Raw genomic sequence first — 14,004 nt, 5'->3', positions numbered from 1 at the left:
TCTGAGTCGGTGTTCCGGCAGGTCGCCCAGGACTTCATCTCCGTCATCGACGACCCGCAGCAGGTGCGTTCCGCCCTGCACAGCTGATCCACAACTGAACAGGGCGCCTTGCGCGCCGTTGGGGGGTGCACTGTGGCCCTGTCCATCGGCGAGTTGGTCGGGTTCATCCGGGCCGACGACAGCGGGTTCGCGCGGGGCATGGACTCGGCTCGGTTGCGGCTGCGGGGCCTCCAGCAGGACGCCGAGGGCCGTCTCCGGGACATCCGGGGCCGGTTCGTCTCCGAGGGTGAGGCGGCCGGCCGGGGTCTGGCGGACGGCATCCGGGCGCACGCGGAGGCGGCCGCGCCCGCGGTCCGCCGGGTGGGTGCGGCTCTGGCCGCGCTCGGCGTGGGAGTGCCCGCAGCGGCAGCGGCCGGTGCCGCGCTCGGCGGGATCGCGGCCGGCGCGGCGGCGGCCGGCCTCGCGGTGAAGGCGTTCCAGTTGGCGGCCAAGCCTCAGCTGGACGCGGTGGCGGAGTCGACGGCCGCAGCCGAGAAGGCGGAGGCGGCGCACGAGAAGGCCACGCTGAAGAAGGCGGCGGCGCAGAAGCTCGCGGCGAAGGGCGGCGACGAGTACAAGGCTGCGCTGCGGGAGGCGGAGTCGGCGACGAAGGCCGCCAAGGAGGCCGACGCCGCGTACAAGGCGGAGTTGGAAGGCCTGCCGCCCGCGACGCGGGACTACGCGGTCGCCCTGCAAGGGCTGAAGAAGGACCACGAGGACTGGTCGAACAGCCTCTCCAGCACGACGATGCCCGTCTTCACGAAGGGCATCCAGATCCTCCGGGACCTGCTGCCGACGCTGACGCCGTTCGTGAAGGCGGCGGCGTCCGCGTTCTCCGGGTTCCTCGACGACGTGGGCAAGGGCGTCAAGTCGGCCGGATTCAAGGAGTGGGCCGCGGACATGGCGGAGGCCGCCGGGCCCGCGCTGTCGAACTTCCTCCAGGTGATCAAGAATTTGGCGGTCGGGTTCGGGGGCCTGCTCGGGGCGTTCCTTCCGGTGTCGGACGGCATGACCGGCGGCCTGGTGAAGCTGACGGAGGCCTTCGCCAACTGGGGATCGTCCCTGGGGGACAGCCAGGGCTTCGCGACCTTCATGGACCTCGCCCGTGAGGGCGGCCAGACGCTCGGCACGCTCGCGTCGGCAGCGCTTCAGGTGATCTCCGCGCTGTCCCCGATGATCGGCATCACCGCCATGATCGCGGTCGGGCTCGCGCGGCTGATCAACGCGATTCCGCCGGACGTGCTGACCGGCATCGCCACCGGCTTCGTAGCAATCGGTCTCGCGGTCAAGGCGTACACGCTGTACACGCGGATCGCCGCAGCCGTCACGCGCGGCTGGGCTATCGCGCAGGGCCTCCTCAACGCCGTGATGATGATGAACCCCGTCGGGCTGGTGATCGCGGCGATTGTGGCTCTGGTCGCCATTGTCGTGGTCGCCTACCAGAAGTCGGAGACTTTCCGGGCGGTCGTGCAGGCCGTGTGGGCGGCGGTGAAGGCCGCGATCCTGGCGGCGGTCGACGGGATCATGGCGGCGATCAACTGGCTGTCGAAGATCCCCGGGAAGGTCGCGGCGTGGTTCGGCCAGGCCAAGGACTGGGCGATCCGCAAGAACTTGGAGCTGGTCGCCTGGCTGACCGGGTTGCCGCGCCGTGTGGGCTCGGCGATCGCGGGCCTGGCAGGCACCCTGCGCTCGGCTGCCGTGAACGCTTTCACGCGCTTCCGGCAGGCCGCGGCCGAGAAAGCGGTCGCGTTCGTGTCGCTGGTGCGGGGCCTGCCCGGGCGGGCCCGGTCCGCGCTGGGCAACCTGAACGGGATGCTGGTTGCCGCTGGACGGGCGCTGATTCAGGGGTTCATCAACGGCATCAAGTCGATGCTCGGCAGCGTGAAGAACGCGGCGAGCGGCGTGGTCTCGGCCGCGAGGAACTTCTTCCCGTTCAGCCCAGCCAAAGAAGGACCCTTCAGCGGCAAGGGCTACACCTTGCACTCCGGGCGGGCCCTGGCGCAGGACTTCGGCCGGGGCATCACGGACCAGCTGCCGTATCTGCGCTCGGTCATGGACAACCTGCCGGCGCCGACGGTGCCGGACCTGTCCGCGCCCGGGCTCGGGGCGGTGCCGGGCGGCTACGCGCCGAGCGGTACCGGGCGGCGTGAGCCGATCGTGCTGGAGGTCCGTGAGGGTGCGGGCGGCCGGGTTGAGGCGCTGCTGACGCACATCATCCGGGAGACCGTCGCCATCAGGGGTGGTGGCTCCGTGCAGAAGGCCTTCGGGCAATGACGATAGGGAGCGGGCGTGGAACTGGACCTGCGCGGAGAGCTGTTCATCGGCGGCCAGTGGGTGGACGCCACGGGCCAGATCCTCCAGCGGCAGGCGCTCGTGCACGAGCGTGGCCGGCAGGACCAGGGCGCCCGCGTGGACCCGTCCACCTGCCGACCGCTGCTCAACAACACCGACGGCAGGTTCTCGCCGGACAACCCCATGGGCCCGTACTACGGCCAGTTCGGCAGGAACACGCCCTTCCGGCTGTCGCTGCGGTCGGGCCCAACGTTTCTGGAGATCCCCGAGGGCGGCGGCGATGCGTCCACCCCGGACGTGGCCGCCCTCGACATCACGGGTGACATCGACGTCCGTGTGGACCTCACCCTGCTGAACTGGTTGCAGCCCCTCCCGGGCACCACCGGGATCTTCGACCTGTTCGCCAAGTACTCCGGCTCGGGTCGGTCCTGGCTGCTGGGCACCCTGAACGACACCGTCCTGTTCCGCTGGTCGCAGGACGGCACGAACATCCTGAACGCCCAGTCCGTTCCCCTGCCGATCCCGGCCAGCGGGCGCCTGGCGCTGCGCGCGACGCTGGACGTCGACAACGGCGCGGGCGGTCGCACGATCACGTTCTACACCGCTCCGACGATGGCCGGGCCGTGGACGCAGCTCGGCTCTCCGGTCGTGCAGGCCGGCACCACCTCGATCGCGAACACGACCGCTCCGCTGAAGGTCGGCGACGCCACGGACTTCGTGTACACCGAGGCTCTGGGGCGCGTCCACAAGGCCGAGGTCCGCAACGGCATCAACGGCCCGCTGGTGGCCGCACCCGACTTCACCGCGCAGGCCCCCGGCGTCACCTCGTTCGTGGACTCGGCGGGCCGTACGTGGACGGTGAACGGCGGCGCCTCGATCACCAACCGGCACACCAGGCTGGTGCACGAGCTGGCCGCCTACCCCACCCGCTGGCACCCCTCCGGGGCCCACGTGTGGGTGGAAGCGCAGACCGCGGGCATCCTGCGCCGCCTCGGCCGCGGCACCAAGGCCCTGGACTCGACGCTACGCCGCCGTATCCCCTCATATGGGCCGCTGGCGTACTGGCCGATGGAGGACGGGCAGACCGCCACCCGGGCGGCGTCGCCGATCGCTGGTGTCCGGCCGCTGTCCCTGTCCCGCGTGGACTGGGCCAGCGCGGACAGTCTGCCCTCGTCGAACCCGCTGCCTGTGCTCGCGTCCGGTGGGGGCGAGCTGGCGATGATGTACGGCCGGATCCCGGCCCCTGCCACGGCGCAGACGTCGTGGCAGGTGCAGTGGATCTACCGCCTGGACCAGGCCAACACCACGCTGAACACCTACATGCGGATCCTGTCGACCGGCACGGTGCGCGAGTGGTACATCCAGCAGCGTGACGTCCAGATCCGCATCATCGGCAAGGACGACGACGGCGCGAACGTTTTCAGTAACGAGTTCTCCACCGGCCCGGACCTGTTCGGTCAGTGGATCCAGGTCCGGTTCGAGGTGAATCAGGACGGCGGCAACGTCGACTGGCAGATCATCTTCACCGACGTGGGCGGAGACGCGGGCGCAGCCAGCGGCACGTTCGCCGGGACCGTCGGCCGCCCGACGGCGGTGGCGTCCCCGCCTGACGGCTACTCCTCGAACCTTGACGGCCTGGCGCTGGGCCATATCTCCGCATGGGCGCCGTGGGTTGGCGGCAGCGGCTTCACCGCCTACGAGGGCGCCATCGAGGCGTGGACGGGTGAGACGGCGGGCGAGCGCATGCGTCGTCTGGCCACCGAGGAGAGCTTGCCGTTGACCGTGTGCGGCGTGGTGGCTGAGCAGGAGAGGGTGGGCCCGCAACGCCCGGACGCGCTGCTGACGCTGCTTCAGGAGGCGGCCGACGCTGACGGGGGAATCCTGTACGAGGACCGGGAGCGGCCCGCGCTGCGCTACCGGGACCGGGCCGGCATGTACAACCAGACGCCGTCGCTGGTGTTGGACTACACCGCGCCCGGGTTGGCGCCGCCTCTGGAGCCAACCGGAGACGACGACGCCACGGCGAACGATGTGACGGTGTCCCGGGTGGGTGGCTCGTCGGCGCGTGCGGTCCTGGAGGAGGGGGCGTTGTCGGTGCAGGCGCCGCCGGACGGTGTGGGCCCGTACGACACATCGGTCACGTTGAACCTGCACTCGGACGAGCAGACGGAGCCGCAGGCGTATTGGCGGCTGCATCTGGGCACGTACGAGGGGCGCCGCTATCCGCAGGTGCACGTGATGGTGCACCGGGCGCCTGAGCTGGCGGAGCAGATCCTTGCTACCGATGTCGGCAACAAGATCGTCATCCAGAATCCGCCGCGCTGGCTCGCCCCGGGGGATATCGAGCTGCTCGTGCAGGGCTACGAGGAGACGTGGGCCTCGGAGTTTCAGTGGGAAATCGTGTTCAACTGCACCCCGGCCGAGCCGTGGACCGTGGCGGTGGTGGGCGACGAGGAGTTGGGCCGTGTCGACAGCGACCGCACCGTGCTGGCGTCGGCGGTGACGGACTCGGCGACGACGCTGATCACGCACGTCCCGCCCAACGGGCTGATCGTGGAGCGTCAGCCGTGGATCTACTCCGACGGCCCGAACACCGACTACCCGAACCTGCCCGGTGAGTTCCCGTTCGACGTGGCTCTGGGCGGCGAGGTCGTGCGGGCCACCGGGATCGAACCGGCAGTGTGGGACACGTTCGGCCGCACGGTCGCGAACGCGTGGGGGACGGCCAACTCCGGGCAGGCCTGGACCGTGCTCGGCGCGGCGGCCGACTACGCGGTGGGCAGCGGCTATGCCTCGGCGACCCTGCCGACCACGGGCATCGCCCACCTCGGTCTGCTGCCGGCGCCCAGCGCCGACGTGGACTTGATCGTCGACGTTGCCGTGTCCGTCTTGCCGACGGGCGCGTCACTGTTCACCGGGCCCATCGCCCGCGCGCTGGACAACAACAACCTGTACCAGTGCCGCATCGAGGTCACGACGGCCGCCGCCGTCGTCATGTCGCTGCGCAAGCGTGTGACCGGCACAGAGACGCAGCTGGGCGCCTTCACGGCCCCGTTCACGGCTGTGGCGGGCACGTTCTACCGGGTGCGGATGCAGCTGTCCGGCTCGGCGCTGAAGGCGAAGCTGTGGCCAGTCACAGCCGACGAGCCGGGGAACTGGCATCTTCAGGTCACCGACACGTCGCTGACGGCGGCGAACCAGATCGGTATCCGGGGGTTCTCCAACACCGGCAACACCAACGTGTCGCCCCAGCTGCGCTTCGACAACTTCCACCTGCGCACCCCGCAGAAGTGGACCGTCCAGCGCAGCATCAACCAGATCGTCAAAGCCCACTCCGCGGGCACGCTGGTCAGCCTGGCCAAGCCCGCGGTCGTGGCCCTGTGAGGAGGTCACGGTGACGCTGTTCCAGCCCGGCATGGTCATCACCGATACGCGGCTCAACGACGGCCCCCCGACCATCACCACCGACTCCGGGCTGACCGCCGCGTCAGGGTTCGCGGTGAACGACTTCCGCGGCTACCGCAACGGCCGGAACATCGTCCTGGACATGTACCTCAACAGGACGGGCGGCACCATCACTGCGACGACCGGCAACATCAACGACACGCAGATCTGCACGGTTCCGGCCGGGTGGCGGCCCACCAACGGCACCATCAACGGCGACTGGGACGACGGCAGCTCCGAGGGCGGGTTCGTCATCGGCACCGACGGCATCTGCACCCTGCGCACGGCGTCCGGCGACATCACCCTCAACCGCAACCTGCGGCTGCACGTGGACTTCATCATCGACAACTAGGAGATCTCTGATGCCTCTCGGCACCCCGGAGGGCCCGAGCCAGAGCCGGTGGGCGGCGATGTTCAGCAGCACCGCCCACATCAGCGGCTACCCGGTGACGTTCAACGTCACGGCGACCACCGACAACCCCGACGCCCCGGAGCTGGAGGGCATCTTCCAGCAGTTCGTGGACCTGATCGCGTCGTCTCCGGACTTCCGGATCCTGTCCGCGACCCGGTCGTACTCCTACTCGGAGCCCATGACGCCGACCACCTGAGCACCGCCCCACCTCGTACGCCCCGCGCCGCCCGGCCGGGGCCTTTCTTTATGCCTGGAGGCCCCATGGCCACACCGCTCACCGCAGACCGGCTCGTCGCCGCGCTGCGCGCCGAGGGCTGCACCGTCCACGAGGTGCCCGGATGGCGCACCAACAACCGCAACCACCGGGGGCCCTGGGGACCGGTGCACGGGGTGCAGGTCCATCACACTGTGACCGGCCCGGGCGTCGACGTCGTCGGGCTCATCCTCCGCGGGCACAGCACCCTGCCGGGCCCGCTCGCCACCGGGTGCATCACCAAGGACGGCGTCGTCCACTTGACCGGCAACGGCCGCGCCAACCACGCCGGCGGCGGCGACGGCCGCGTGCTCCAGGCCGTCATCGACGAGTCCTACGGCGACCGCCCCCCGGCCACGCAGAAGCACGACGGCTCGGCCGGCGCGGTCGACGGCAACGCCCGGTTCTACGGCTGGGAGTGCGAGAACGAGGGCGACGGCCGCGACCCGTGGCCTGCCCGGCAGTACGACGCGATCGTCCGAGCCACGGCCGCCATCTGCCGCGCACACGGCTGGAGCGCGAAGAGCGCGATCGGCCACCTGGAATGGAGCGACTGGAAGGTCGACCCGCGCGGCTTCGCCATGACCGACTTCCGCGCCGACGTCGCCGAGCGACTGGCGCACCCCGCGAGCTGGAACCCCGGCGACGCGGACACCCCCGAGGAGGACGACGAGATGAAGCTGTCCGATCAGGTCCGGCTCGGCGAGTGGATCGCCAAGCAGTGGCCCAACGACAAGGGGCTCCAGGACCGGCAGATCCCCGTGGACGTGGCGCTCGGCTCGGGCTACGCGCACTCGCGGAAGGCCGCCGAGAACACCGTGACCATCCTCGCGCAGCTCGGCGCGCAGCAGGCGACCATCGACAAGCTCGTGGACGCCATCGGCTCCGGCGGCGGGCTCACCGCCGCCGAGATCAAGGCCGCAGCAGAGGCCGGCGCGCAGGCCGCCCTCGACCGGCTCGGCGACGCACTGAAGGAGAACTGACCCATGCGCATCTTCGGAAGAGAACCGGTCGCGGTACTCAACACCCTGTCGGCCGTGCTCGGCCTCGTGGTCAGCCTCGGCGTCACGCCGCTGACGGCGGAGATGTCCGGCGCGATCGTCGCGTTCGTCACCGCGCTGCTCGGCGGCATCGCGGCGGCCCGCACCCGGCCGATCGCCCCGCAGGCGTTCACCACCATCGTTGCGGCCGGGGCCGTCCTGGTGGCGACGTTCGGGTACGAGGTGTCGCAGGGGACCGTGGGTGCGATCAACGGCGTCGTCCTGGCGGTGCTGACGCTCCTGACCCGCGCCCAGGTCACGCCGTCCAAGGCGCCTGCCCCGGGCGCTCCGGTAGGGGTCTGATGCGTGCGGCGGTCCGGCGGCTCAGCGAGCACCTGGGCCGCCGCGGTATCGCGCTGGTCCTGCTCGGCACGGGGAAGGTCTGCTACGGCGCAGGATTCCTTCTCACCTCGGACCCGCAGCCACCCGGCTTGGATGCTCTTACCCGTTGGGCGGACATTCGCTGCTGGGCGTCGATCTGGGTGGCGTGCGGGGCGGTGACGTTCGGCAGTGCCTGGCTCCGGGTTGGCCGTGATGGGTGGGGGTTCATCGCGGCCATGATCCCGCCGTTCGTCTGGGGTGCCGCGTTCCTGTGGGGGGCGGTCACGGGGGAGTTCATGCGGGGGTTGCCAACGTTCGGTTGGTACGCGACCAGCCACATCGGAATGATCATGTGGGCGTCTGGCGTACCGGAGTACTCCGTTCCCCACCTGGCACGTCGGGAGAGACCGTGAGCGGAGCGTGGGGGGTAGTTGCCGGGGTCGTCGGGTCGTTGGTCGCTGCTGCCGCGATGGTGGCGGCGGCGGTGTTCACGTCGCGTGCGACCCGGGCGGCGGCCCGGCTGACGTCGGAGGCGCAGCGCGCGACGGCGGCGGTGCAGGCCGAGCCGCAGCAGCGGGCCGAGGACCGGGCCGCGTTCGAGGCGATCAAGACGGAACTGCGGCAGGAGCTGACGAGCGCGAGAGAAGAGGTGCGGTCGCTTCGGTCGCTGGTGCGGGCCCTGGCCCTGTACGTGGACGAGTTGACAGGGGTGATGCGTCGGCATCGGATCGACCCGCCGCCTCCGCCGCCGCGGGTGGAGGAGTACAACCGGACCGGTGTGTAGGCCCGGACCGGCATCGGCCTAGGATGCCGGCCCGGGAGTCTCACCGTCGTATGCCCCCGTTCTCCCCGCGCATGGGGAGGACGGGGGCATTTCGTCATGCCCGGAGTCAGCCGGTGCGGCTGACCTTGACGCTGTATCCGTGGTCGGTCTGCTCCCAGTCCCCGGCCATCGTCCAGCCCGCGCCGAGCAGGGCCGCCTCAGCAGCGTCCTGGGCGTCATCGTCGTCACTGCCGATGGCCACCGGGAGCGGGGTAGCAGGCAAGGGCTCCGTGCCCCCGGCGGTGTCCTCGACGACGCTGATCTCGCAGTGCTCGCCGTTGAGGGTGAGACTGGCCTGGGTGGTCAGCCAGGCCGTGAACTCGGCGGCGAGGATCTTTCGACCCCGGTCAGCGATGCTCTTTACGGTGGGCGCGGACAGACCGATCTTGTGGGACAGGATCGCGTTTCCGCCCCGGCCCATGGCGTCGATGGCCTGAGCGAAGGCGACCTGTCGCGCGACGGTGGCCTGCTTGTAGGCGGCCTCGGCCTGGAGGTAGGCGGCGTGCGCCTTCTCCGCCTTCTCCTCCGCCTGGGCACCGGTGTCGTGCCGGTTGACGATCTCCCAGTAGGTCTCGTCGTCAATGTCGTCCACGCTGGCGGCCACCCCGGCCTCGGCGAGGTCATCGAGGATCGCGTCCATGTCGAAGGACTCGATGTGGTCGCCGAGGGTGAGGCTGACCTGGTGGGCGATGTCGGTGCGGTCCATGGTTCCCCCTGTGGGCTGGTGGGAGGGCTTCCCTCCCGACACCCCCAACATTAGGGGGTACCTAAGAAGAAAGCAAGGGGGGTCCTAATTTTGACTCTGGGACTTCCCGGCGACGTAGGAACCGAAGCCCGGCACGGTGTAGGTGAGGCCGTCCTCGCGGAGCTGCCGCAGCGCTTTCTGCGCGGTGGGCGTGCTGATCCCCAGCTCCTCGGCGAGCGCGACGACGGAGGGCACGCGCTCGCCGGGCGGGTACTCGCCGCGGCGGATGCGGTCCACGAGGATTGCGTGAGCCTGCCGCCAGCGCGGTACCTCCGAGGTGGGGTCGATCATGCGCATCACGCTAGGCAGGGTGATCACTCTCCGCGAGCGGTCAATGCGCTGTATGTAGTGCATGCAGGGGATGTAACGGGTATGGTCCCGAGCACATGAGAAGACCCCCGCGCCGTGGGACCGGCCGGGGGCGTGGCCGACTGGACTGGAGTCGACGTGGAACAAGCTACCCCCCAGCCCACGACAGCGGCAGAGGACCATCACACCGCGCCGGACACGGCACCGATGCCGCGCGGCGCCGCGGCCCAGCAGGCAGCGATCGAAGCCTGGCTGCTCTCCGCGCACCCCAACCCGAGCACGGCGCGACAGGAATGGGACCGCGGCGATGTAGCCCTCCTGCCGCTCGGCACACAGTTCTCCGCCATCCGCATTCCCCGCGAAGTCGTGCTGAGCGCCATCCGCCTCGAAGAGGCGCACGACGGCACCCTGAACAAGTTCCTCGCCCAGATGCTGTGGGACGGGCCCGTCATCAGCGACCAGCATGGCCGGCGCTACTACGCGCTCGTGCCACCGGACACCGCCCTGGTGTGGCACAAGGAAGCGTCCGGCTGGAACCGGCTCGGCGTGGAGATCCTGGACCGTGACTTGCAGCTCGGCGTGCCGCGCCCCGCCCTCGACAACCGGATGCGGACCTCGGGCTCCTCCTACTGGGCCGTCCCTATGACCCGACCCGACGAGCTGTGCGAACCGATCGCGGTCGCGCACCTCGTATCTGTCGCCGTCCGAATGCACACACCCTCAACCGACAACGCGCAGTCATGACTGCGTCCGCGCCTCCGTCCGGCTCGCTGTCGGCCGAATGCCAGCTGGCCACTCAGCCTCGATACCGGGACCTGCACAGCGACTGCCGGCAGACGGATGACATCCCGCTTCCGCACAGCAGCGGCATCCTGCTTCAGCCGCGTTGCGGCTGCACCTGCCACCGCAACTCCCGCCCCGGGCCCGCAGTTCGCCGGCCGGGCCGGTAGCGGGACCGAGCGGCCCGTCTCCGCCCCCCCCGTCGGGGGCGGGCCGCTCATCCCATCAGGTCCCGCAGGGGTACGCCGAGGGCTCGGGCGATCCGCAGCAGCGTGCGCAAGGTTGGGTTCGCACGGCCGGCCTCGATGTCCTGGTAGTGCGCACGGTTCATCGGAACCGTCAGGAAGACCCCCTCTTGCGTGAGGTTGCTGCGCTCGCGGATCTCCCGGATTCGCTGGCCGATGCGCTGGCCTTCCTGGTCGAGCCACTCGTCCTCGGTCGGGTCTGCTGGCACCCGTCACACGCTGTGTGGCGCGCATTCCGGTGTCAGCCTGCCCACGCCAGGCTTTATTTGATCTTGCGCTCCGGGCCGCGCTAAATGTCGTCTGACCTGCGATGATGGCGTATCGGTGGGATGGGAAAGGGCGGTCGGAGGGAGGGCATGCCTCCACAATTCGGCCGCTGCATGCCAAGACTGAGTCAAAGCACCTCGCCCCGGAGGCAAAATCCCTCCGGGGCGTCTACGTTGTACGGCACGAGGCCCCCGCCGATTGTTCCGGCGGGGGCCTCGCTCCTGCTGGGCCGCCTCCCCGCGAGCCCGTGCAGGCATGCGGAAGCGGTGTTCCAGGCGCGTGTGGGGGAGCCGCGCCTTCCGCTCTCGCGGGGTCCACTCTACGTGCGTGCTGCACACAGTCCAGTCCCTCGAACGGGTGATCTATCACCCAAGATCGTTTGGCGTTGTGGACGCTATGCGGACTCTGATCATGAAAAGGCCCCCCGGGAGCATGTCCCGGAGGGCGTCTGAACTGCGGTGGAGCCTAGGGGAGTCGAACCCCTGACATCTGCCATGCAAAGACAGCGCTCTACCAACTGAGCTAAGGCCCCGAAGAAGACGTCCGACCGGAGAAACCGCGTCCGGGCGGGCGTCGGAGACCAGAGTACCGGGTCACCCCCGTGGTTCCGCAAAAAGATTGGGGGTCCCCGTCGTCGACCACGCTCCGTAAGATGCTCGGCGTGGTTCGCTACCGCGAACCGCCGTACTCGGGGAAGCGATGGGGAGACGCAATGGACGCCGCACAGCAGGAAGCCACCGCAAGAGCGCGGGAACTGCAGCGGAACTGGTACGGGGAGCCACTGGGGGCGCTCTTCCGTAAGCTCATCGACGATCTTGGTCTCAACCAGGCTCGTCTCGCGGGGGTGCTGGGACTGTCGGCGCCGATGCTGTCGCAGCTGATGAGCGGTCAGCGGGCGAAGATCGGCAACCCGGCCGTGGTGCAGCGGGTGCAGCTGCTGCAGGACCTGGCGGGGCAGGTCGCGGACGGCAGCGTCAGCGCGGCCGAGGCCACCGAGCGCATGGAGGAGATCAAGAAGTCTCAGGGGGGCTCGGTGCTCAGCAACACCACGCAGACGACGAGCAGTTCGGGAGCGCCCACGGTCAAGCGGGTCGTCCGGGAGATCCAGTCGCTGCTGCGCTCGGTGGCGGCGGCGGGCGACATCATCGACGCCGCGGACACCCTCGCCCCGACCCACCCGGAGCTGGCGGAGTTCCTCCGGGTCTACGGCGCCGGCCGCACCTCGGACGCGGTCGCGCACTACCAGTCCCACCAGAGCTGATCCCGCCGCCCGGCCGCCGAAGGGGGTTCGGCAGCGGGCGTGGGGGTGAAGTGACGGGGGTGCGCATGGTACGGGCGGGCACGTGGGGGCGTGTCCCGTACCGGGGCCGGGACTGTGGGAGGGGCCGGGGGAGTCTTTCGCCCGTCGGGGAGTCGTAGCGCTCGCCGAGGGGGAAGCAAGGGGGGAGACCACAGGGGGAGGAGCGACGTACAGCCATGGGTGAGGTGTTCGCCGGCCGGTACGAACTGGTCGACCCGATCGGACGCGGAGGCGTGGGCGCGGTCTGGCGCGCCTGGGACCACCGTCGCCGTCGCTATGTGGCCGCCAAGGTTTTGCTGCAGAGCGACGCGCACTCGCTGCTGCGTTTCGTCCGCGAGCAGGCCCTGCGGATCGACCACCCCCATGTGCTCGCCCCCACCAGCTGGGCCGCCGACGACGACAAGGTCCTGTTCACGATGGACCTGGTCGCCGGGGGTTCCCTGGTCCATCTCGTCGGGGACTACGGCCCCCTGCCGCCGACGTTCGTCTGCACCCTGCTCGACCAGTTGCTGGCGGGGCTGGCCGCGGTGCACGCGGAGGGTGTGGTGCACCGGGACGTGAAGCCCGCCAACGTGCTGCTGGAGGCCACCGGCACCGGCCGCCCGCGGCTGCGGCTGTCCGACTTCGGCATCGCGATGCGGCTGGGCGAGCCGCGGCTGACCGAGACCAACCTGGTCGTCGGGACACCCGGCTACCTCGCGCCCGAGCAGCTGATGGGCGCCGAGCCGGACTTCCCCGCCGACCTGTTCGCCGTGGGTCTGGTCGCGCTGTACCTGCTGGAGGGCGCGAAGCCGGACAGCAAGGCGCTGATCCAGTACTTCACCGAGCACGGGACGCCGGGTGCGCCCAAGGGCATCCCCGAGCCGCTGTGGCAGGTGGTCGCCACCCTGCTGCAACCCGTCCCGGAGGCACGCTTCCGTACGGCGACAGGGGCGCGCAAGGCGCTCGCGGCCGCGGCGGAGCTCCTCCCCGAGCCGGGCCCGGACGACGAGCTGATCGAGATCTTCGACCAACTCGGCCCCCTGCCGAAGGGGTTCGCCCCCGAGGGGCCGCTGGAGAGAGCGCGCGGGCTGGGGCCGGGGCCGAGAGAGGACGGGAGGGGCTCCGAGCCGGAGACGAACGGGAGTCCGTCGGGCTCGCAAGCGGAGAAGGCGCCGGCGGGCCCGGGGCAGGGAGCCCACACTCCGACAGGAACGGCGTCCACGGGAGCCCGGCAGCGTGCCGACGCCCCCGGCGCAGCGAACGGCCGGCCGGCCCCGGCCGCGGCGCCCGCACGGCAGGCACCCGACCCGACGCCCGCCCCAGCTCAGCAGCCCTCCATGTCGGACACGGGCAGCTTCCACCTGCCGCCTCCGCAGCCTACGGCCACCTCCTCCCCCTCACCGGGCACACCCCACCAGGCACATCAGACTCAGACTCAACACCCTTACCAGCAGCCCCGGTTCTCCCCCCACGACCTCACCCACCCCCGGCCCGCCGCCCAGCCGCTCCCCCCGGCGTACCCGGGCCCGCAGCCGCCCCCGGCCGAGCCGCCCCGCCCCGACACCGTCACCGCCTCGTACACCGCCCGCTCCCCGCAAGCTCCGCCGGTCATGGGCGGCCAGCCCGCGTCCCGGCACCGCGCACCACGGCCGTCCCGCCCCGGTCCCTCCGCCAAGGTGGCCGTCCCTCTGCTCCTCCTGGCCCTGGCCTGCTACGCCGTGGGCTTCTGGGCGCTGACCCGCATCTGAGCGC

At 70.6% G+C, this 14,004-nt stretch carries 13 protein-coding genes and 1 tRNA gene; 10 read left to right on the top strand and 4 right to left on the bottom strand.

Annotated features, from left to right (window positions below; genetic code table 11):
- Positions 1 to 132 precede the first annotated feature (132 nt).
- The 7 genes from ABTZ58_RS03640 to ABTZ58_RS03610 all read left to right on the top strand — a co-directional run bounded on the left by ABTZ58_RS03640 (position 133) and on the right by ABTZ58_RS03610 (position 8,585).
- Positions 133 to 2,313, top strand: coding sequence for a phage tail family protein (locus ABTZ58_RS03640; RefSeq protein WP_351349981.1), 2,181 nt, complete (start codon positions 133 to 135; stop codon positions 2,311 to 2,313).
- A 15-nt stretch (positions 2,314 to 2,328) separates the two neighbouring features.
- Positions 2,329 to 5,715, top strand: a complete 3,387-nt coding sequence (locus tag ABTZ58_RS03635) for a hypothetical protein (protein WP_351349979.1) — start codon at positions 2,329 to 2,331, stop codon at positions 5,713 to 5,715.
- Positions 5,716 to 5,725: 10 nt separating this feature from the next.
- The gene (locus ABTZ58_RS03630; protein WP_351349977.1) at positions 5,726 to 6,127 is read left to right on the top strand and encodes a hypothetical protein; all 402 of its coding nucleotides are present in this window, start codon (positions 5,726 to 5,728) and stop codon (positions 6,125 to 6,127) included.
- 10 nt (positions 6,128 to 6,137) lie between these two features.
- Positions 6,138 to 6,383 (top strand): hypothetical protein, encoded by a 246-nt coding sequence (locus tag ABTZ58_RS03625; RefSeq protein ID WP_351349975.1) that lies wholly within the window; start codon positions 6,138 to 6,140, stop codon positions 6,381 to 6,383.
- A gap of 65 nt (positions 6,384 to 6,448) precedes the next feature.
- Complete coding sequence (locus ABTZ58_RS03620) at positions 6,449 to 7,423, top strand: peptidoglycan recognition protein family protein (protein ID WP_351349973.1); 975 nt, start codon at positions 6,449 to 6,451, stop codon at positions 7,421 to 7,423.
- Between the two features lie 3 nt (positions 7,424 to 7,426).
- A complete protein-coding gene (locus tag ABTZ58_RS03615; RefSeq protein WP_351349971.1) occupies positions 7,427 to 7,783 on the top strand; it encodes a hypothetical protein in 357 nt (118 codons plus the stop codon).
- Positions 7,784 to 8,210: 427 nt separating this feature from the next.
- Positions 8,211 to 8,585: a hypothetical protein gene (locus tag ABTZ58_RS03610; protein WP_351349969.1), complete on the top strand. Its 375-nt coding sequence runs from the start codon at positions 8,211 to 8,213 to the stop codon at positions 8,583 to 8,585.
- A gap of 106 nt (positions 8,586 to 8,691) precedes the next feature.
- Here the strand turns inward: ABTZ58_RS03610 and ABTZ58_RS03605 are convergent, their stop codons facing one another.
- Positions 8,692 to 9,330, bottom strand: a complete 639-nt coding sequence (locus tag ABTZ58_RS03605; RefSeq protein WP_351349967.1) for a hypothetical protein — start codon at positions 9,328 to 9,330, stop codon at positions 8,692 to 8,694.
- An 84-nt stretch (positions 9,331 to 9,414) separates the two neighbouring features.
- Positions 9,415 to 9,660 (bottom strand): GntR family transcriptional regulator, encoded by a 246-nt coding sequence (locus tag ABTZ58_RS03600; protein ID WP_351349965.1) that lies wholly within the window; start codon positions 9,658 to 9,660, stop codon positions 9,415 to 9,417.
- Between the two features lie 225 nt (positions 9,661 to 9,885).
- On the opposite strand from ABTZ58_RS03600, the gene ABTZ58_RS03595 reads away from it, so the two are divergent.
- Positions 9,886 to 10,422, top strand: coding sequence for a hypothetical protein (locus ABTZ58_RS03595; protein WP_351349963.1), 537 nt, complete (start codon positions 9,886 to 9,888; stop codon positions 10,420 to 10,422).
- Positions 10,423 to 10,675: 253 nt separating this feature from the next.
- Here ABTZ58_RS03595 and ABTZ58_RS03590 read toward each other — a convergent pair whose 3' ends face one another.
- Both ABTZ58_RS03590 and ABTZ58_RS03585 read right to left on the bottom strand, forming a co-directional pair.
- Entirely contained in the window at positions 10,676 to 10,912 is a 237-nt protein-coding gene (locus tag ABTZ58_RS03590) for a helix-turn-helix domain-containing protein (RefSeq protein WP_351349961.1), read from the bottom strand.
- A gap of 517 nt (positions 10,913 to 11,429) precedes the next feature.
- Positions 11,430 to 11,502, bottom strand: a tRNA-Ala gene (locus ABTZ58_RS03585).
- Positions 11,503 to 11,682: 180 nt separating this feature from the next.
- On the opposite strand from ABTZ58_RS03585, the gene ABTZ58_RS03580 reads away from it, so the two are divergent.
- Positions 11,683 to 12,231, top strand: coding sequence for a helix-turn-helix domain-containing protein (locus tag ABTZ58_RS03580; RefSeq protein ID WP_067018270.1), 549 nt, complete (start codon positions 11,683 to 11,685; stop codon positions 12,229 to 12,231).
- Positions 12,232 to 12,446: 215 nt separating this feature from the next.
- On the top strand, positions 12,447 to 14,000 hold the full coding sequence (locus tag ABTZ58_RS03575; protein WP_351349958.1) for a protein kinase domain-containing protein: 1,554 nt from the start codon (positions 12,447 to 12,449) through the stop codon (positions 13,998 to 14,000).
- The last annotated feature ends 4 nt before the right edge of the window (positions 14,001 to 14,004 follow it).

It is taken from the genome of Streptomyces sp. NPDC094143 (assembly GCF_040303825.1).
GTDB lineage: Bacteria > Actinomycetota > Actinomycetes > Streptomycetales > Streptomycetaceae > Streptomyces.
Note: the sequence above shows the minus strand (reverse complement) of the source record. Positions and strands in the feature narration are given on the sequence as shown.

Coding starts and splice junctions, on each gene's coding strand:
- ABTZ58_RS03595 (WP_351349963.1), top strand. CDS start 9,886: ATGCCGCGCGGCGCCGCGGCCCAGCAGGCAGCGATCGAAGCCTGGCTG.
- ABTZ58_RS03580 (WP_067018270.1), top strand. CDS start 11,683: ATGGACGCCGCACAGCAGGAAGCCACCGCAAGAGCGCGGGAACTGCAG.
- ABTZ58_RS03605 (WP_351349967.1), bottom strand. CDS start 9,330: ATGGACCGCACCGACATCGCCCACCAGGTCAGCCTCACCCTCGGCGAC.
- ABTZ58_RS03575 (WP_351349958.1), top strand. CDS start 12,447: ATGGGTGAGGTGTTCGCCGGCCGGTACGAACTGGTCGACCCGATCGGA.
- ABTZ58_RS03615 (WP_351349971.1), top strand. CDS start 7,427: ATGCGCATCTTCGGAAGAGAACCGGTCGCGGTACTCAACACCCTGTCG.
- ABTZ58_RS03600 (WP_351349965.1), bottom strand. CDS start 9,660: ATGATCGACCCCACCTCGGAGGTACCGCGCTGGCGGCAGGCTCACGCA.
- ABTZ58_RS03620 (WP_351349973.1), top strand. CDS start 6,449: ATGGCCACACCGCTCACCGCAGACCGGCTCGTCGCCGCGCTGCGCGCC.
- ABTZ58_RS03625 (WP_351349975.1), top strand. CDS start 6,138: ATGCCTCTCGGCACCCCGGAGGGCCCGAGCCAGAGCCGGTGGGCGGCG.